Origin of the sequence: Lactobacillus helsingborgensis (assembly GCF_000970855.1) — a bacterium.
GTDB lineage: Bacteria > Bacillota > Bacilli > Lactobacillales > Lactobacillaceae > Lactobacillus > Lactobacillus helsingborgensis.
Window position 1 is genome coordinate 758,133 of sequence record NZ_KQ034046.1, and the last position, 23,378, is coordinate 781,510.

The following is a 23,378-nucleotide window of genomic DNA, read 5'->3' on the forward strand; positions in this document are numbered from 1 at the left end:
TTATTCCGGATAAATATTTAAAAGTCAATTTTAATGCTCTTTATTATGTTATTTTTAGCAGAAAAATTAAGAGCTTAATAAAATATTTAGCAAATATATCGTTTTTTCTTTTTTAAAATTTATCAACTTAAATTGTGTAGTTATTTATAAATACAACATTAGTTATATATATTATATTGACATTAATATTTGACTATTCTAGAATAGTATTCGAACATACTAAACATACATACTTTTTTAGGAAGGATAAATATGCTAGGAAAAAATAATTATAATGAGAGACTAAGGAAGATGGAGATGCAGGACAAGCAGGACCACTTCTCAATTCGTAAATTGAGTATTGGTGCTGCTTCTGTTTTGCTGGGTTTTACTTTCTTTGGTTTGAATAGCCAAAGCGTAAAAGCTGATACTATAGATCCATCACAAAATATCACAGAGGAGTCGAACAGGGATAACTCTAATACTGAAACTAAGCAAACAGGTACTAAGGATAAAACCAAGTCAGACGCTGCTGCGTCTAAAAAGAAGAATGAAACGGACTTGTCAACTTTTTCAGGTTTGAGTTCATTCTTAAAAAGCTCAAAGACTGATGAAGTAAAAGATACCAGTTCTAAGGACAAGACTGATACTACTGCTAAAGATAAAACTGATAAGGATAAGCAGGAAACTCCAGATTCAACTGGCAATAGTGCAACTACTCCTGCAACCGGCTCAGATGAAGGCAATCAAGATACCACTACTGATAAAACTCCAACTGACATAACTGGTTCAGATGATCAAAATTCTGATAGCAGTAAGTTGCCGGCTGATGTGACTGGCGATACTACTAATTCAGGTAAAGATACTGATACTACTCAAGATTCAAAAGCTAATGAAGCTAAGAAATTGGCTAATGATACAGCTAACGACGATAAAACTGGTGACACTCCAACTGTCATAAATGGAATAGCACATGTTTATAATTGGAATCAGCTTGTTTATGCTCTTGATAATAAAGAGTGTTTTGATAAAGATAGACAAAACCCTGATGAGACTAAACGTATTTCTGAAATAGATATTATGAATAATATCGTAGCGGATAATAAAGGTGGTCAAAATGGGTTAGACGTATATGGTAGAACTTTATTGATAAAATCTTATGATGCCGATGGTCGTACGAATAAATACAAAATAGACTTTAACGGTTACCACCCTAGAATTAGAGGAAACAGCTCTGAAGTTACTAACTTAACGTATAGTAACCTTGAACTTTGGTGTGCCGATTATTGGGGCATTATCATGACTGACCGTAATAATAGTTCAAGTAAGCCTCATGATGGTAAGGGAGAAAAAATAGGTGTCTCCAATCTAACATTTAATAATATTGACTTCCATGGTTCTCAAATGGTTCACTCTGCTTCGGACACTCATATTACATTTACAGGGACAAATACCGCTGAAACAATCTATACTCCTTATAAAGATGGGGGAGCAAGCAGTGCCAATCACCAACAATTATTTGAATTTGGTGGAAGTGATAATAGTATCGACTTTAAAGGCGACTTTACCGGTGCCACATTTGGTGGTAACGTTATCGAAATGGGGGGCAGTAACTGCTACGTCACAGTCGAAAAAGACGTAACAGTAACCTTAAATCCAAGACTTAATTCTGACGGGAAAACGTTAGGAAATAATCCAGCAGAAAATACTGGTGCAGTCCACGCAATCTATATCTCAGGTACTGGAAAAGTTGACGTTAAAGGTGAATTAAATATTAACGTCGGAATTGAAAAAGGAGATAACGCTTACCAAGGCAAACTTGATGCAAATAGAGCTACAGCCATCAGATTAAATGACAAGGCATCTCAGTTTACTGTTGAAAGTGGTGGCTCGGTTAAAATTACAACAAACGGTGATATTTCAGACTCTAACAGTGGCAACCTGATTTATGACGGTGGTAATTTTACTGTCAAGCCTGATGGAAAATTAAGTATTATCGGTAAACATATGGGTGATTATAAGGGTACTTTGGTTCAAATTGCTGGAGTAGCTAATGTCCAAAACGGTACATTCGAAATCAGACTTGAAGAAGACCCGAACCATCCTTATGATAAAAGCGATCCAACCAGTGCTCAAAATAAGGATGCTCAAATCTTTGGTGCAGGAACTAACCCAATTGTGTTAGTAGACGTTACTGGTAGTGATAGTAAATTGATTGTGAACAACCCACAGTCACTTGTACTTGATTCACATTTAAACACAGCAACAGGCACAAGTATTATTGGTGATAGTAGTGCTGTCACGATTACCAATGTCCGCCAGAAATTAAACTTTTTAGGTAATAGTCTAACTTTGCCACCATTCCATACTTTACAAGTTAGCAAAGATAGCAAAACTAAAAATATTGTAGTTGATAAACTTGTACTACTTAATGGACAAGGTGGTAAGAATGGCGAATATATGTTTACACCTGAGTTGTGGGCGAAAGTTAGTGAATTACCTTACTTTAAAATTCCAGCATTAAAGAACATTAAGACTTTATTAGATGAATTGGCTGCAGAAGGCAACCCAATAAACTATGATACAATTTTCTCAAAAATTATTGATGCTGCTTTCTCTGATCCAAAGAACATTGGATATAATGACATTGCCTTTGGTCCGGCTAATAGTTCTGGATTTTTAGATATTAAGCCTGAAAATGTCACTGCCACAGCAAATGTTGATGCTTCAGGTAAAAAAGATGGTTCCTGGACAATTTCTGGAACTGTAGATGGTTATAAGAGTGATAAAGATGGACCTGATTCAGATCTCAAAAACCCATTTAGAGAGTTTTTGAAGTTGCCTCTTGGCACTAAAGCATATATCATGGCAGAGATAGATTATGGAAAAGGCACTACAACTTTAAGCTTAAATAATAATATCGAAGATCCTCCATATCAATATACAAATAATGGTGATAACGATTTGCCAACTGCTTTTGCTGGTGAAGTTACCAAATCTGAAAATGGTAATTATATATTTAAGGTGAATGTACCTGCTGATGTTGTGGGCAAGATTAATTCCAATACTAAAATCAAACTAACACCTACTGCTAACTTTATTGACTACAATCCACTGGATAAAGACAGTAAAGAACGTCCAGTAATTGTAAGCATCTTAAAAATAGCACAAGATACTGCTGCTAAAAATATCAAATCAAAAGTAAACGCAGCTAATGATTTAGATAATCAATTCCCTAAGTCAGATCCTAAATCTAAAGAACAAGTTGCTCTTGAAACTGCAATTAATAATGCAGCAGAAGTTGCAAAAACTGCACTGGATCCTGGTTACGAGTCTGGGAAATCTGTATATGGTGCGGGAAATGTAAATGAAGTATCTCAGCGTGAAGAAAATGCATTAAAAGATTTACAAACAGCTATGGATGCAGCCCAGAAAGTGGTTAAACAAATTCATGACGCTGAAAAGGCTAAAGAAGAAGCACAAAAAGCTATCACTACTGCAGCTAATAACGCGATTTCGCGTGTAAAGCAGCAATCAGCCTTAACTGATGCGGAAAAAGCACAATACATTGACGCCATTAATAGCGCTGAAAAGGTCGCTCTGGAAAACCCTTCGACTAACAAGAATTCAATTTACAATCCTGCGAATAAGCCAAGCGATATTACAAACATCCAAAATGCATTTGAAAACAAAGTTAATAAAGAAGCAGCAAAAGCCGAAGTTGCTGGCTATACTGAAAACGGCAAGAAAACTTTAGGTGTTTCTTCAGATGAAATTGATGAAGCTTTGTCTGAACAACTTAAGGCTATTGACGATGCTACTGACGTAGTTAAGGCTGAAAATGATGCCAAATCAACCATTTTAGGCAAACTAAAGGCTTCAGCTAAAGCTAAAGTTCAAAAAGACGCTAGAGATGCCAAAACAGGTCTTGGAGTTGAATCCGACAAAAACATTGATAAAGCAGTTAGTGATGCTGAAGCTGACATTGATGGTCACACTGATTTTAATGAAATCAAGAAAGATATGACTAATGGTCAGAACAACGTCTTAAGCAAATATAAGGACGCTGCTAAGAATCAGCTTGCTGAAGTTGCTAAGTCCGATAAAAAGGCACTTGGTGTAGAATCTGACTCTAATATTGACCAAGCTGTTGATAACGCCAATACTTTAATTAGTCAGGCTAGCTCGGTTGAATTAGTTACTGAAGATTTAAACAGTGCTAAGTCCAATATTGCGGACAAGTTCAAGGACTCTGCTAAGAAGCAAGTTCAAGATTATGCCGATGAAGCTAAGAGCAACCTCGGTGTTGACACAGATACTGGTATTGATGCTGCTGCTAAGACGGCTGAAGATGCTATAGATGGTGACACCGCAGCAAGTGCCATTGGTACTGATATTACTAACGGTAAGAATGCTATTTTAGCTGCCTACAAAGACTCTGCAAAGAAGCAACTTGATCAAGCTGAAAAGGATATTGAAAGCAAACTTGAAAACGTCAAGGGCTTGACTGCTGATGATATTGAAAAAGCTAAGAAAGTAGCTAAAGGTCTGCTAACTAATAACGAGAAGACTGGTTACAAGGACAAAGTTGATGCTGCTGAAACTTTTGAAGATGTTAATACTGCCACTAAGGATGGTATTGCTGCTCTAAACAAATTATTGACGGACAAGTCCTCTCTTGGTAACAAGAACGATGCAATCGATGCTATTAATCAAGCAAGAGACAAAGCTATTAATGATATTAATGATAAAACTAAATATCCTAACTTATCTGATGAAGATAGAAATTCATTAATTAACACTATTAAAGATGATGCCACTGAAGGTGTTGACAATGTCAACAAAGATACTGATCCTGCTAAAATCAAAACTGATAAACAGGCGGCAATAGACAAAATTAATAGTGTCACTGCCACTGCTTCAAGCAAAGATTTGGCAGATCTTAAGAATGAGCAAAAATCACAAACTGCAGCTTTACAAGATGCAGCTGCAAAAGCTAAGGAAACTATTGACCAGATTGATAACAAGTATCTTAGCCCAAGTGACAAGCAGTACTACAAAGATTTGATTGATAAGCATGCTGCTTCTGCAACTAATGCCATCAACTCAGCAAGTAACAAAGATGATATTGATACTGCTGAAAAAGACGGTGAAAGCAACATAAATAGTGATCTTGTTTCAGCCCAAGTTGCTGCTGCTAAATCACAAGCAATTGCGGAACTGAATAAGGCAAAGAGTGATGACAAGAAAGCTATTAATGATGTTCATAAGAACGGTACACTTTCTGACGATGACTGGGAGAAAGCTCTTGATGCTATTGACAATGCCTATACCACTGCGATAACTGCTGTATCTAATGACCATACTCCAGCCGATATTGTTACTGACAAGAACACTGGTATCAATGCTATGCAGACAGTTGTTGACAGCGTTTCTGGAAATGCAGAACAGGCCGAATTAGCAAAAACTAAGAATAAAGCGATTGCAGATCTGAAAGATCAAGCTCAAGAACTGCATGACCATATTCAAGCAGACCCTAATTTATCTAACACTGAAAAGAACGATTACCTTGACCAGGTTGCTTCTGCTTTGAATAATGCAGAACAAGCTGTTAGCGCAGCTGATAAGAACACTGTTAATTCAGCACACAATGCAGGTATTGAAGAATTAAATAACATTAGAAATAACGCTGACTTGCAATCTGCTAGAGACAAGGCTCTAACTGATTTACAAAACGAATTCAATACTGATAATGCAGCTATTGACGGCTTAACCAATATTAGTACTGCTGGTAAAACTGGTATTAAGACGGACCTGCAAAATGCGTATAATGAAGCCGTCAACAAGGTTAAAGATCCAACTTCTAATACTATTGCTTTGATTAATTCGACAAGTGATGCTGGCATTACCAATATGGAGAATATTCTGGGTAAGGCCAAGGGCTTAGACCAGACAATAGCTGATGATCAGCAAAAGCTGGAAGACTATGCTCAAAAAGCAATTGACCGGATTAACAGTTCAACTATGTCAGACGCTGATAAAGGAAAAGCCATTAAGGATATTCAAAATGCCCGTGATGATGCTCAAGGAGAAGTTGGCAACAAACTTACCGTTGAAGATGCTAATCAGGCTGAAAAAGATGGTGAAACCAGCATCCAAAAAGCTGAGGCCAAGGCAAATAAGAATGATATGGACAAGGCCAAGGATGCAGCCAAAGCTAGAATTAATGGTGTTAGAGACAAAGCTTTACAAAACTTAAAGGATGTTTATGACGGTTTAACTGTTGATGAGCAGAAGCAAGCTCAGGCTGCATACGATAAGGCTGTCAAAGATATTCCAGCACTTGCTGAACAAGCTGAGTCTGCTATTGATAAATCCTTTGACAAAGGTGCTATCAGTGATTTAACTAACGATGCCATCAATTCAATTAACACAACTGGTGACACAGCTAACGTAGCAATGACTAAGGTTGTCGCTGTACAAGCTGTTAAGGATGCCGCTCAAGCCGCTAAGGATAAATTGACAAACGAAAGAGACAAAACCGGTGTTGATGATGTTGCTAACTTAGGAATTGCTGATATTAATGCGGCAACTACCAGTTCGACAGTACTTGACATCAAAGATAATGCCCTTAACAGTATTAAGAACATTAAAGATTCTGGTACTGGTGATGCAAGTGCTGATGACGCTCTCTGGGATAAAAAGAATGCTGCTAATAAGGAACTTGCTCAAGAACTTGCCGATACTACCGGTGCTATTGACAAACTAACCGACTTAACTGCCGAACAGAAGAAGCAATTTAAAGCTCAGGCTCAGGCTGCTCACGATAGAGCACATATCAGAATTGAAGGTGCTACTGAGGATCAAATCGATTCTGAAAAAGGCCTTGGCAAGACTAATATTGATAAAGCACTAACAGATGCTAAACTGCAAGCTGTTAAGAATGTTGCTAAAGCTGATGTTGACAAGACCGCTGATGATGCCATTGATAAAGTTAATAAGGACGATACTATTAATAAAGATGATAAACAAAATATCATCGATAATATCAACAAAGACCGCGACAAGACTAAAGAAGACATTGATAATGCCGACACACCTGATAAAGTTAATAATGCTAAAAACGATGGTGAAGGAGAAATCAAGGGTCACGTTGATAATGGTACCTCATCAGCTAAAGAGAAACAGACTGCTAAAGATAAGCTTGCTGCTGCCGCTGATAAAATTTATGACCGTTTAAAGAATGACAGGGATAGTGGAAAGCTAGATTATAATCAATATCAAGACCTGAAAGACAAGGTAGATAATGCTGTTGATGCAGCTAATGGAGCCATTTCAAATGCTGATGGTACATCAAACATTAATGGTGCTGAAAGTGATGGTGAAAGTGCCTTAAGCGGAATTAATACCGATATTGATAAAGTAGAAGCAGTTAACACTGCTTTAGGCAAATTATCTGATGCTGTTAACAAAGCTAATGATGCAGCTGACGCTGTCGCTAAAGAGGTAGGTACGACTCCTGAAGAGAAGCGAAAACTTGCTAAAGAAATGAAGGATGCTATCGAAAAACAGCGTGCTGCTGCGGCTAAGAACATCAAAGATGCTCAAAATGCGGCAGATGATCCATTAAATGCCATTAAGACTGCTGGCCAAAAAGGTGTTGATTCCATTACCGGTCTGACTAATGATTACACCGATAAGGTTAACCAGATTAAGACCCTGAAACAAAAAGCCGATGCAGCTAAGGACGATCTTAACAATCTTAAGACAGATGAAAATCACAACCCTGTACTTACTGCAAGTGATGTTGCACAAGGTGAAGCTGATATTGATGATGCTGTGCAAACTGGAATCAGCGATATTTACCAAGCATCTTCTGTAGATGATGCAAAAACAGCTGAACAAAAAGCTGAAGACGCGGTTGAGTTAGCAAAATTACCAACTGAACTTCTCGCAGAAAAGAACAAACAGATTGCTGCTATCAACAAGTATGCTACTGCTGCGGAAGGAGAAATTGATAAATTTACTCAATCCGATCAGAATAAGGATGGTCTACCAGCTGATACTATCGCAGAACTTAAGGCGCAAGTTGAAGCTGCCAAGAAAAAGGCTATTTCTAAGATCAATGCTGTTACTTTAGCAAAAGGTGCAAGCCAAGATGATTTTGACAAAGCCAAAACTAATGTTCAAAATGCCGAAAAAGGTGTTGCTAAAGGTGGCGAAACAGTTGACTTTGGTGAAGCTGGAATTGACAAAGTTAAGAAACTTGCTCAACAAAAAGCCGATATAGTTAAGGCTAAGAATGACGCGATTGCCAAACTTGAGCAGAAACAAGAAGAAGCAAATAATACTATCGAAAACTCAGGTATGTCTGCTGCTGATCAAAAGCCATTGAAGGATCAAGTTCAAGAACTCGTTGATAAAGCTAAGGATCAGATTATTAATATCTCTGACACAGATGATAAGGGTAATATTAAGACTCCTGAGCAGGTAAAAGATGAAGCTGATACAATTATTAACAATACTGTTGATGGTTTCAAAGATCCAGATGACAATAATAAAGTGCCTGGAATTAGCGATATTATTAACAATGCTCAGCTTGAAGGTGCTAAGACAACAGCTGAAAAAACTCTTAATAATAAGCGTGCTCAAGCACATGACGTTATTAACGGTTCACAATTAACTGCAGATCAAAAGCAAAAAGCTAATAAAGCAATCGACGATGCCTTTAATACCGAAAAGTCTGCTATTGATGGTAAGACTAACATTAAGGATGTTCCAACTAATAAGGACGAGATTGGTAAACCAATCGATGCTATCTGGACTAAACCTACTTCTTCTGATGAAAAGAATGAATGGTTCAATGACGAAGAAAATAATGCTTTGTCAGGTACAGATGGTGTAGCTGGTTTAGAAACTGGTTTTAAAGAATTAACTGAAAAGCAAAAGGATGACCCTGATTACAAAGACTATCTCAATGACATTAATAATGCTATTACAGCAATTAAAGATGCTAAGAACATTAAAGACGCCAGTTCTGCTTACGACAAGGGAATGACTTCTCTTAACAAGTTGAATGCCCTTGAACAAGTTAAGGCAGATGCTAATAAGGCTGAGAGTGATATTGATAAGAGTGATTTAAATGATACAGCTAAAGACCGTCTAAAAGGTGACGTTGATAAAATTGTTGAAGATACCAAGGACAAGCTTAACCAGATCGATTCTTCTGTCGGTAACGCGTCAACTAACAAGGACAAGATTGATCAGATTACTCATGATGCTCAAAGCGATATTAGCACCATTAAAGACGACTTCGGTATTGAAGACCAGTCTAATGATGTTGTTAATGCCAACGATGAAATTTCCAAGAACCATAGTGATGCGATTGATACCATTCACAATGAATTTGGTGATGACAGCAAGACGCCTAAGACAGATGATGCGTATGAAAAGAACAAACATGTTCATAGTACAACTGATGAAGGTATCAACTCTGATAAGACCAATGCTGATAAGGAAATTTCTAAAGGCGCAATTGACGATGCAGCTGATATTGCTAAAGATAAAGTCAACCATCTGAAACATGAAGACGGTACCGATTACACTGATGCTGATAAGAATAAGATTAATGAGCAGATTGATAAAGATGCTAAAGATGCCAAGGATAAGATCGATAAAGCTGACAAAGTAACTGATATTGATAATATTCGTAATAACGGTATCCACCAAATCCATCAGGATTGCTCTGACCCAGCTACAATTGATAATATTTTGCATGGTAATAGCAACAATGGTAATAACGGTGGTGGCGGAGTTGTCGCTCCTATTCAACCAGCAACGCCAGCTAAGAACCCAACTACTAACACCTCTGACAAGGATAAACTTAATGGAACCAATGTTGATTTGAGCAATGCTTCAGATGTAACTTTGATGCACAACGCATATCTTTATGATGAAACTGGTAAACGTGCTAATAAAGTAACGCTTGGAGTTGGCTCAGTCTTGACTACTTACGGCACTAAGACCATCAACGGCAAGGATTACTACCTTCTTGTAGATAAGGGTGCTAACAACAAGAAATATTATGTTGCTGTTGGTAATGTTGTAGCGGCTACTCGAAAACTGAAGCATAACGCATATATTTACAATCAATTTGGCAAACGGGTAAAGAATACTGGCGTATTCAAGAAGGGCAAGCTGATTAAGACCTTCGGTAATGCGGTCAAGATTCGTGGCAAGAAGTACTTCATCATTGACAAGAACCGCTTCGTTAAAGCTGCCAACTTTGCTAAAGGAGTTGTTACTGTAAGCACAGCCAAAGTTGAAGTAGTTCCAACAAGTGCGGTTGCTGAAAAACCAAAAACTATTGTTGAAAAGACTTTAATGCATAATGCTTACCTGTATGATCAAAATGGTACTCGTGCTAATAAGTTGATCTTCCAGGCAGGTTCTAAAGTCGGAACTGTTGGCAAGAAGACAGTCAACGGCAAGGTTTGTTACGAACTTCCAGATGGTATGTTTATTGCAGCCGGCAATATTGATGCCAAGAAGTTGAAGTTAAAGCACAATGCCTATGTATACAACCAATACGGTCATCGTGCAAACAAGAAAGTGCTGAAGAAACGTAAGTCAGTTAAGACTTATGGTAATTCAGTCAAGATAAACGGCAAGAGATATTTCATTACTGCAAAAGGACGTTTTGTTAAGAAAGCCAACTTTTAAATTGAAATAGCTTAAATAAAGTGTCGCGAATTGTTAAAAACAACAATTCGTGGCACTTTTTTTTGCATTTTTTTAATTTTTATAAATAAATAGTATATAAATATAATTTTATATATTATTTATTAAAACGATAGATTTAATTTTAAAAAATTAAGCTATTAAAGGGTTTGCATAAATAGTTGAATATAGTAAATAATATTTAAAATCACGTATAGTATATATAAATATATGAAGATATAAAGTAATGAAAATATTTCTTATATACATAAAAATATTACTAATTTCCGTTTTTTTATAAATTATTAATGTTATTTTATATCAGAATAAACCTTATATTTATAGATAAATTAAGATATTTTAAAGTTATTTAAAAAAACTAAATTTTTATTTTTTATCTATATGTTATTTAAGACTAGTTTATAATGAATACTATATTGACACAAAATACACCTAGCATTAAAATATTGCTATAAATAGTATTTTTGAGAAAGGATTATTTTATGCTAGGTAAAAATAATAATAAAGAAAGAATACGTAAAATGGAAATGCAAGCAAAGCAAGACCACTTCTCAATTCGTAAATTGACAATTGGTGCTGCTTCTGTCTTGCTCGGTTTTACTTTCTTTGGCTTGAATAGTCAGACCGCTAAGGCTGATACTGTTGATCCTGCAAAGGAAGAAATTAATACTAAAACTAATGAGTCTCAGACTGAGCTTGATCAAACAGCAGATAAAGCCCAAACTCCAAGTGAAAACAAGCAAAGTAACTCAACGAAAAAGGATGCAGACTTAACTACATTTTCTGGTCTGAGTTCTTTTTTAAAGAGTACCGATACTAAGAAACCAACTACTGCAGGAAAAGATTCTACAGACAAAACTGAGGATTCAAAGACTGATGATCCAAAAGATAAGGACAAGGATAAGGGTAATACTGTTGACGACAGTTCAAAAACCCCTGATCAGGATCAAAGTAATGCTAAGGATCCAGCTAAAACTGATGATGACACAAATCAGGATACATCAGAAACGAATGATCCTGAAAAAACTGATTCTCAGGATCCTGAATTAGTTGATAAAGATGCAAAAAAGGATACTACTGCTAGTGAAGTTAAGCAAGTCACAAATTGGGATGGTTTTACAGATGCTTTACTAGATGCAAATGTAAGCGAAATTCGTATCATGAATGATATTGCTGCCCCAGATGGTGGTGGACGTAAGTCCATTGGTAAAGTTCCCGGAAGAAAGTTGCGCATCATATCCGATGGGGATACGCGACATTTAATTGATTTTAAACGAAACCACCCTGAAATTATTCAGCGTAATTCCTTTGACGTAACTTTTGAAAATGTTGCAATGAAAAGCACAGATTATTATGGTGTATTTGATACTGGTGGGCTAAATAATAATCAATATGCCAACATTACCTTTATAAATACAACATTTGAAGGTTCTCAGTTAATTTATTCTGGTCGGAACACTCACATCTTCTTTCGTGGTGATAACGTAATAAGAACGGTTAAAGGAAATTCTGACGGTGACAACCAGCAGTTATTCCAGTTTACTGGTCCAAATTGTAGTGTTGAATTTGTAGACGGTACATTCACAGGCTCTACTTTTGGCGGCAGCGTGATTGAAATGGAAAGCGATAATGACGTTGTTACAGTTCATCAAGGTGCCATTGTTAATTTGACGCCCTTATTAGAGTATGATGGTTCTCATGGTTCAAATGGTGAATGGGGGAGACCATTTACTGTTATTGCTATTACCGGTAGTGGCACCGTAAACGTTGCCGGCGAACTGAATATTAATATGACTGATAACTCAAAGGCAAATCCATATAAAGGAACTCGCAATGACAATAAATGTAGAGCCATATATTTACGGAATTCTAAATCTAGCTTCAATATTGAAACCAATGGTACAGTGAATATTACCACTAATGGTAACATCAGTGACGCAAATGGTGGTGGCTACCTTATTTATGATGGTGGTAATTTTAACATTAAACCTAAGGGTACCTTATATGTCAAAGGTCAGGACATGGGTGACTATAGCGGAACTTTAGTCTTGGTTAAGGGTAAAGCTGATGTTGAAAACGGTGCTTTTAATATTGTTCTTGATGGTTCTCCCGCTTCTACTAGCATTGGTAACGGGACTGGTGCAGGTAACGGTGATGTTACTTTAGTAGATGTTCAGGGTGGTACCTTAATTGTTAATAACCCTACTTCACTAGTTTTGAATGCGCAGGCTAACACGGGTAAAAATACCAGTATCGTTGGTGAGAATAATATTACTATAACAAACGTACGGCAACAATTTGATCTTACTAGTTTAAACATTGGACTTGGCAAACTTACTTTACCGCCATTCCATGTTTTAAATGTAAGAAAACAAAGAAAAGGTTCCATAGTTGTAGACAAACTTGAGCTATTGAATGGTAAAACGCAGCTAAATGTTGATAAATTAAATGAATTAAAAGCTAAGATAGCACTTGCTGGTATTGATTTTGAAAAGTTACCAGGAGATGTGCAAGAATCTTTAAATGAAACTGCAGCCAGCAATAAAACTTTTGACGATCTTTTTATTGATATTATTCAAAGAGCATTCAACAATAGCGAAAACTTTGGCTATAATAATATTGCCTTTATTCCTGCCAACCCAAGTGGTTTTATGGACATTGACACCAGTAAAGTCACTGTCACTAGAAATGACGATGGTTCAAACACTATTACGGGTGCTGCAGGTAGTGTAATAAATTATAGCCCTGATATAGATGGTCCGGATGATCCTAAAGGCAATCCGCAAAAGTTTAAAAATCCATTTAGTTTGATTATGCCGGTGGCTACCAAGGCTTATATTGTTGCCAATATTGTTGATGATAAAAATAAGAAAACTATCTGGGCAGATGATTCTATAGCAAATCCATACCAGAATACGGTTGACAATGCCAAAAATGATACTCACAACCCTTCACTTAATCCTCTGCCAAAATTTTACGCTGCTGTTGTCAATGATGATGGTTCATTTACCATTAATATTCCGGCAGATAAAACCATTAAATTTAATAAAAATTATAGTATTGAGTTGTCTCCGAGTGCTAACTTCATTGGATATGATCCGACTGATACCAGTAAGCCTGTCAGAGTAGGTTTGGATATTCTGACATTGAGTGAAGCTCGCGATCAAGCTGCCCAGGCTATTAATGATGCAATTAACACTGCTAAAAATAATAAGCCTAATAATTTGACGGATGAGCAAAATAAAGCATTTAATGATGCAATGACTCAAGCTGCTGCTGCAGCTTCAAAGACCATCAATAGTGCTAACAAGGAAACATCTGTTTACTCCTCTGATGCAAATACGATTTCGATTGTAAACAAGCGTCGGGATGCTGCTTTAAAGATTATTGATGATGCAATTAAAGCTGCTAATGGTTCAGCTCAAATTGAAACTAATAAAACTAATGCCATTAATGAGTTGAATAATGAGGCAAGTAAACAATCTGGATATTATCCTTCACAAACTCAGGCAATTAATCAAGCGCGAGATAAGGCAATTGACCAGGTTAAGGCTGCACAAAATAACGATGATGTTGCTAGTGCTAGAGACGAGGGAATAAAGGCAATCGATCAAGTTGCTCTTGACTATAAGGCTTCTATCAAATCTGATCTTAATAAGCAGATTAAACAGGTAAAAACTGATATAGCAGAAACTGCAAAAGATTCTAACTTAAGCGACACTGAAAAAGAAGAGGTTAACAGCTTAGTTGATAGACTTAAGCGTCCAGAAGCAATTGCTGCAGATCAAGGTGACATTGATAAGGATTCTGATGAAAATTCAGTTAAAGGTCACCAAAAAGAAGCTCAAGATACGATTGATGCTCTTAAGAACACTATCAGTGCAATTAAAAAATTGCAAGATGCCGCTAAAGATGAAATTTCTAAGCACAGCGACAAAACGACTGATATTCAAAATTCTTTAAATGATGCTGTACATAAAGTCATCAATGGCGATGACCCTGACGGCTCAGAAGGTCTTGAAGCGATCAAACAGGTATATGCAGATCAAGAAGCTGCCAATATTAATAAAGCAGCTGAAGCAGCCAAAAAGAGAGTGCAGAAATCAGGACTTGCAGCAGCAGATCAAGCAGATTACTTAAATGCAATCGATAATGCTGCTAAAGTTGCAACTGCTAAACCTGGCGCCCCAGGCTATGATGCAAGCAAATCTATTTACGGTACGTCAGATGGTACGGCTATAAAGGAAAGAGAAGCTATAGCACAGACAGCTTTTGATAAAGCTGCAGCAAAGGCTGAAGTTGAAGGTTTTGCTGTTACTAACCAAAATGATTTATCAGTTAACTCAAATAGCGATATTGCAAAAGCAATTAGTGATGGGTTGGCAAATATTGATAAGGCAGCGGACTCTAGCGCAGTAGCAACTGCAGAAGATACTGCTAAAAAGAATGTGCTTAAAGCAATTTCTAAGCAGAAATTAGCTGATGTCGAAGCTGATGTTGAAAATCAAATCAGCAACATTTCCGGCTTGACCGCTCAAAATATTGACGATGCCAAGAAGCAGGCCCAGAAGATTTTAAGCAATAATACCAATCCACTAGGATATACTCAAAGGGTTGATCAAGCTGACTCGCTTACAACAATTGACGGAGCCAGAAATGACGGTATCACTGCTCTGAACAATCTGTTGACTAAGCAGCAAGAGTTAGGTAAGCGTAACAATCAGGTAAGTGACGCTGCTGCACAGATAAGGAAAAAACAACAAGAAGCAAATGATGCTATTAACAATACGCAAAACTTAAGTGATAAAGATAAAAAGTCATACCTTGATCAAATTAAGAAGGTTGCTGACGACAGTATTAACGGTTTAAGTAATATTGACACTGCAAAGATAGATGATGCTGTGACAACAGCCAAAGGTAAAATTGACAGTATAGTTGCTGATGCTCAGAATAAGGGCGATAGTGTAATCAAGGATGCCCGGGCAAAAGCATCACAAGCAATTGACGAGGCGGCAAAGGCTGCCAAGCAAAAGATTGAAAGCATACCTGACAGTCAACTTAGTCAATCAAACAAGAAACACTATGAAGATTTGATCGATCAAGATGCGCAAGCCGCTAAAGATAAGATTGCTGCTGCTCAAGATGAAGACACTGTTAAATCAGCTACTCAAGATGGTGCAAACAATATTACCAGAGACTTAAACGACGCGCAGGTTTCTGCAGCACGCGCTAAAGCAATTTCTGATTTGCAAACCGCCAAGAATAAAGCCCGAGAGACCATTTCTGCAGCACATGACAATAATGGCCCGCTTAAAGACAAGGACTGGATGGATAAATTAAACCAGATTGACAATGCCTATGACCAAGCTGTTCAAGCAGTAACAGGTGACCTTAATGTTTCAGATATTAATGATGATGCAGATAAAGGCAAAAAGAATATTCAAAGCATTGTTGACAGTATCTCGGATGACGAAGCAACAAAAGATTTGGTAGCAAAGCGTGATGATGCTGTTAAAAAATTAAGACAGGCTCGCGATAATGCGAATACTCAAATAACTACTGATCCTAATTTAAGTGTTACCGAAAAGAACGATTACTATAACCAAATCTCAAATGCCTTCAATAATGCTCAATCGGCTATTCAGTCAGCAGGTAAAGAAGACGATATCGATGACGCTCTTACAAATGGTACGAGGAAACTGACTGAGATTCAGGAAGCTGCAAACTTGCAGTCTGCCAAAGATCAAGCTCTAAATGACTTGCTTACTGAGAGAAGCAAAATTAGAGAGCAAATTGGCAATATGGATCAAGTTACAAGTGCCAATAAGAACGATTTACGGGCTCAAGTTGAAGAACAATACAATCAAGCAGTCAAGAACATTAATTCTGCAAGTACATCTTCTATTCAACAAGTTACTCAATATGCCCAACAAGGCAAAGCTGCTATTGATAATGTAATCAGTGATCTGAACATTAATAAAGTTCTTAACAAACAAAAACTTGATGAGTATGCTCAAAAAGCAATAGATCGCATTAGCAATGCAACAGATATTGCTCAGACAGTGAAGGACTCCACTATTGCCGGAATCAAAGCTGCTCGTGATGAGGCGAAGGCTAATGTCGATAAGGTCGATAAGCAAGAAGGTATCCCAGCTTCTAATCTTGCAGAACAAAATGGTGAACTGGCAATTGATGCGGCAGAAGCAAAAGGTAACGGTCTTGAAGGCTACAAGGAAAGTGCCATAAATCAAATTTCTACTGCTGCAGATGACGCTACTTCCCGTTTGACTGAAATTTATAATGGTCTTAGTGAAAGTGAACAAACAGCTGCTAAGGACGCATTTGATAACGCTATTAATACTATTCAGCAAAGTTCAAGCGATGCAATTGATAGTATTAGGAACGCAACTAATAAAGACCAGGTAGAAAAAACTACTAAAGATGCAATAGCTGCTATTAACAAGGCAGAAACAAGTGCTGACTTGGCTGCAGCCAAAGCTACCGCAATAACTGCAATTAAAGAAACGGGTGCTAAAGCAAATACCCAACTCACAAACCAAAAAGATAAGGATGCAGTCAAAGCTGTTACCGATCTTGGTGAGAAAGATATAAACGCAGCAAGTGATATTGCTACAGTTAATAAGATTAAAGGCAATACTATCCAAAGCATACAAAATATCCTTGATATTGCTTCTGCTTCTAATGCAGATGAAATAAGAGATCAACGTAATCAAGCAATTGATGAACTTGACCAAGCGCTTAATGGCGGCGGAAATTATGTTGGAGTCACTAATCAAATTGATAGCTTAACTGATCTAAGTACTGACGAAAAGAATAAGTTTAAGAACCAGGCTCAAGAAGCGCATGATCGTGCTGTAGCCAAGGTTGATGGTGCCACTGCTGACCAGATAGATACGGAAAAGAATACTGGATTAGTGGACATTAACAAGGCACTATCTGATGCTAAATTGCAAGCAGCTAAAAACAAGGCTAAGTCTGACTTGGACCAAGCAGCAATTGATGCTGGTAAAATAGATCCAACTGACCAAGATGCTATTAACAACGAACGTGATAAGGCTAAAGACAAAATAGATCAATCAGATACTATTGACAAAGTTAATAAAGCTAAAGAAGAAGGCCAAAGTGCTATTACGGGTATAGAGCAGACAGGTAAGGATGCTCAACTTGCAAATGATAAAGCTGCAGCTAAAAATGATCTGAAAAGTGCTGCAGACAAACTGCAACAACGGATTGATCAAGATTTAGCCGATAAGAAACTGGGTCAAGACCAATATGATAAGCTAAAAGACAAAATTGATCAGGCTCGTTCAGATGGTGAAACTAGGATAAACTCGGCCACTGATAAAGGTAGTTTGTCTAATGCCCAGAACCAGAACAAAAATGATCTAAGTCAAATCGGCGCTGAAATTGGTAAAGAAGAATCACTGACAAATGCGTTAACTCAGTTGCAAGATGCCGTCAATGAGGCTTCTGCTACAGCAGACGAGATCGCTAAGGATGATCCAAATCTGGCTGATCAAATGAGAGATCAGATCAAAGCTGAACGCGATAAAGCTGCGCAAAACATTCAAAGTGCTAAAAATGATGTAAACGATCCTAACAACGCTATGAATCAGGCCGCACAAGATGGGGTTTCAGCAATTACTGGTTTAACTGATCGCTTTGCAGCTAAGAATGAAGCTATTAACAAGTTGAAGCAGCATGCTCAAACTGCAAAGAACGGCTTGCAGAGTGATCATCTTGATGCTAATGAAATTAGCCAAGGCGAAAAAGATATCAATAACGCTCTGCAAGGCGCTATCAGCAACATATATGGCGCCAAAGATAGTGACAATTTAGCTGATATTGAAAAGGCCGGCGAAAAGGCCATCAATCAAGCTAAATTGCCGAGTGATTTGCTAGCTGAAAAGAACAAGCAGATTGCTGCTATTGATGATTATGTCAAAGGAAAAGGTGATATCAGTTCAGTTGCCTCTAGTTTAAGTGATGAGCAAAAGGCTGATTTGCAAAAGCAACTTGATGAAGTTGTGCAAAGTACCAAGGACAAAATCGGCAAAGTTACCTTACCTGAGAATGCAACTGCATCTGACTTGGAGGCAGCAAAGAATAAGCTGTCTAATATCGAAAAAGGTGTTCCAGAAAATAATGAGCCAATTAACTTCGGTGAAGCCGGTGTAGATAAGATCTACGATATAGCTAAGAATAAACAGGATATCTACGAAGCTAAGCAAGATGCTATCAAAGAGCTGCAAAATATTAAGGATGAAGCTGATAAAAAGATTGAAGATTCTGGTTTATCATCAGCTGATCAAGATACAGAAAAGCAAAAAGTACAGGATATCTTTGACAAGAGTAAGACAGAAATAAATGATATTCCTGTCAAAGGAGAGGATGGTACTACCGATAGAACTGCTGATGAAGTCAAAAACGATGCTCAAGCTATAATTGATAAGGCCAAGAACGGCTACAAAGATCCTTCAACTGGAAAAGATGTTCCTGGTATTTCAAATATTATTGACCAAGCAGATCTTGCCGGAGCTAAAACCAAGGCAGAAGGCGATTTGAAAGACAAGCAGAATCAGGCTCATGATATTATTAATAAGTCGCAGTTAACTGATTCTGAAAAGAAGGAAGCTATTAAGGCTATTGATGATGCTTATGATACTGAAAAAGCAAAAATTGAAGCTATTAAAGATGTTGACAATGTTCCAAAAGATAAAGATCACGTTGGAACTAGCATTGATCAGATTTGGCAAAATTCTTCTGAATGGGTTGTTAAAGATAAGCATGATGCTGTAAATGGCACTAATGGTTTGCAAAATGAATATGACAAATTAACTAGTAAGCAAAAAGCTAATCCAGACTATCAGGACTATATCAATGATATTATTGCTGGTCTTGCCGATATTAATAAAGCTGACAATATTCCGGATATCAGTTCTGCCTACGATAAAGGCATTACAGCTTTGAATAAACTTAAAGCTAAGGAAGAAATTAAAAATGCTGCTGACAAGGCCAAAACTGAGATTAACAATAATAAAGATTTAGACGATAAAACTAAGCAAGATTATATTGATAAAGTTGATCAGCACGTTACAGAAAGTAATAATGCAGTTGATCAAGTTAATGCACCTAGTGATGATCCTGCTGGTAAGAAGACTAATATTGATAAAGTAGTTGACACGGCTAAAAACGATATCCAAGTTGAGGTTAACAAGACAAATCAAATTAGCAAAAACAAGGCTGATCAGGAAATTGCTGATAAAGCAAAAGAGGCTATTGATAAGATTCATAAAGAATTTGGTGATGATGCTGATACTTCTTCAATCCAAAATGCTTTTGACAAAAACAAACACACTGAAGGCAATTCTTATGATGAGATTCAAAAGAATAAACTTGAAGCGGAAAAGGAAATTGCCAAAGGTGCCGTTGATGATGCTGCTAAGAACGCTAAAAAGGATGTTGACAATAATAAGGGCAAACACCAAGATGGCACTGACTTAACTGACGGTGAAAAGCAAAAGGTTAAGGATGAGATCGACCGTCAAAAAGATAATGCCAAAGATAAAATTGATCAATCAAATAGCAGTGATGATATAGACAAGCATCGTGATGACGGGATAGATACTATTCATCAAGATAGTTCTGATCCGACAACAATTGATAAGGTTATTCAAAGCGGAAATAATAATGGTAGTGGTTCAGGTACTGGCGGTGGTTCTACAGTAACTCCTGTAACTGATCCAAATAAGAAACCTGACGATAATGCCAACAACAATAAAGATGACGGTAAGAATAATGGTTCAGATGTTGATTTAAACAATTCTTCTGCAGTCGAATTGCTGCATAATGCCTACCTGTACGACGAAACCGGCAAACGGGCTAATCGGATTACTCTAGGTGTTGGTTCAATCCTGACTATCTACGGCACTAAGACGATAAATGGTAAAGAATACTACGTCTTAGTTGATCAAGGTGCCAAGAATAAGATGTACTATGTAGCTGTAGGTAATGCACAGGCTACTAAGCAAAAATTGACTCACAATGCGTATGTTTATAACCAGCTGGGCAAGCGGGTTAAGAAGGCAGGCGTTTACAAGAAGGGTCAGACGTTGAATACTTACGGCGATGCCGTTAAGATCCGCGGTAAGAGATACTTTACTATTGGCAAGAATCGCTTTGTCAAAGCAGCAAATGTTAAGTTGCTAACTGCTGCAAAATCAGCAAACGAAGAAGTTTCGCCAACAAATGTCAATACTGTTGCGAAACCTGTTCAAACAGTAGCTAAGAGCTTAAAGCATAATGCTTACCTTTATAATGAAAATGGCGGACGTGCAAATAAGTTGATCTTTACTGCAGGTTCCGTAGTTGAGACTACTGGCAAAAAGAAGATCAATGGTCGGACATACTATGCTTTACCTGATGGATTATATATAGCCAGTGGCAATATTGATGCCAAGAAGTTAAAGTTGAAGCATAATGCTTACACATACAACAAGTATGGTCATCGCGTAGGTAAGACAGTGCTGAAGAAACGTAAGTCAGTTAAAACTTATGGCAATTCAGTCAAAATTGGTCATAAAAAGTACTACACGTTAAGTAAAGGGAGGTTCGTTAAGAAAGCAAACTTTTAAATAACTAGAGTTTTAAAACATAAAGCTTAAATATCATGAAAGAAGTGTCACATTTGTGGCACTTCTTTTGTATTTTCGAATCAAAAATAATAAAAATCTTAATAAGGACTACAATTAGTTATTTTTAAAAGAGACGTGGTTTCCTCTTTTTCTGTAAAATCTAGTTAAAAAGCGTATAAGTCAAACAGACAAAAATGATATAAACAAGTCAGACAAAATTATGTTTACCTAATTAATCGTGTTAAATAAATTACAAGCATATTCATGTATACACAGCAAAACGGTATTATGTATATTATATATGAATATTATTTCTTAACTAAATAGAGCTTATAAATCATATATAAAGTGTGTATAATAAAATGTAATTATTGTTATTTTAATCAAAAAATATGTTTATAAAACTGCATTAAGTCATAAAATATAGTTATTTAATAAACCGAAACTTTAAATTTAATTACCTATTTTAGTGCATAATAATGTTACTAAATTGACAGTAAAAATAATAGGACTTAAAATTAATATGTAATCATAATTTTGAGGAAGGATTATTATGCTAGGTAAAAATAATAATAAGGAAAGAATACGTAAAATGGAAATGCAGGCAAAGCAAGACCACTTCTCAATTCGTAAATTGACCATTGGTGCTGCTTCTGTCTTGCTCGGTTTTACTTTCTTTGGCTTAAGCAATCAAACAGTTAAAGCTGATACAGTTGATCCGGCAAATGAAGAAGTAAATTCTCAAAAAAATGAGAATGAAACAACTAAAACAGAACAAACAAAGGGTACCGCAAAAACTGTAACTACAGAAGAGCAGTCAAGTCAAAATGATGAAAAGCACGATTTAAGCACTTTTTCTGGCTTAAGTTCGTTTTTAAGAGATAGTGGCAGTGATTCAAAAGCTAGTCACAGTTTATCAACTGGTCAGGAAAAATCAGAAAAGACACCCACCGCGTCAAAAAACAATTCGGATCAAGGTTCTGGTCAAAGTCAACAAACTAATGATGCTTCATCCCCTAAAGGAGATACAACAAAGCCTGTTGATTCAACTGCTGTAGTAGCGGAAGATTCAAATGCTGCTGAAAACACAGAAATAAATACTAGGGATGTTGGTGTAGCACAGGTCCATAACTTTACTGAACTTATAGCTGCATTTCAGAACGAATCTATTTCAGAAATTGACGTCATGAACGATATTACTGACGGACCAGAGAATGGATCACAAGCATACTACTTCTATGGCAGGAAAATGCTGATTAAATCCGCCGGCAATGGTAATACCAGATTCAAGGTGGATTTGAAAGGTAACCACCTCCAATTAAATAGTGGCAGTACGCAGGATTTAGATATAACGTACGATAACCTTGATTTATGGAGTGCCGATATCTGGGGCGTCATCATGACTGATGATTACAACAAGGACGGGCATTTTTCAAAAGTAACGTTTAATAATGTTAATTTCCATGGTTCGCAAATGGTTCACTGTGGTAACAATACTAAAATTTACTTTACAGGAACTAACTATGGTGAAGTGACTCATACACCATATCCTGGCATTACAATCTCAAGTGGTGATGTTCAACAATTATTTGAATTTACAGGTTCAAACAACTCAATTGATTTTAGCGGTACTTTTACCGGTAAAACCGTCGGTGGTAACGTATTAGAAATGGCTGGGAGCAACAATGTTGTTAATATTGGCAAGGATGCCAAGGTAACACTTGCTCCTCGAATCTATGTTCCTAATAATAACTTAGGCTCTAACGCTGCTGAACATACTGGGCTTCCTTTGGCCATCGCCATGTTAGGTAATAATGAAGCCGTCAACGTTGATGGTGAGCTGAATATTATTACTGGTAGCGATCACTATAATGGCACAAATGACAACGATCAATCCAGTGCAATCCTGATTAATGATGGCAACTCTGTTTTTAATATTAATAGTGATGCGAAAGTCAATATTACTACTAACGGTGATATAGCTAATAACTGGGGCAATAGAAA

General features: G+C 37.0%; 3 protein-coding genes. All 3 read left to right on the plus strand.

The annotated features are described in order from the left end of the window. Positions 1-297: 297 nt before the first annotated feature. Entirely contained in the window at positions 298-10,701 is a 10,404-nt protein-coding gene (locus JF73_RS03720) for an SLAP domain-containing protein (RefSeq protein ID WP_046327022.1), read from the plus strand. Positions 10,702-11,201: 500 nt separating this feature from the next. After that, a complete protein-coding gene (locus JF73_RS03725) occupies positions 11,202-21,374 on the plus strand; it encodes an SLAP domain-containing protein (protein ID WP_046327023.1) in 10,173 nt (3,390 codons plus the stop codon). Positions 21,375-21,927: 553 nt separating this feature from the next. After that, the coding region (locus JF73_RS03730; protein ID WP_046327024.1) for a pectate lyase-like adhesive domain-containing protein at positions 21,928-23,378 on the plus strand (1,451 nt) is incomplete at its 3' end.

What these genes read in the sequence shown, in the direction of transcription:
- JF73_RS03720 (WP_046327022.1), top strand. Translation starts at nt 298, where the DNA reads ATGCAGGACAAGCAGGACCACTTCTCAATTCGTAAATTGAGTATTGGT.
- JF73_RS03725 (WP_046327023.1), top strand. Translation starts at nt 11,202, where the DNA reads ATGCTAGGTAAAAATAATAATAAAGAAAGAATACGTAAAATGGAAATG.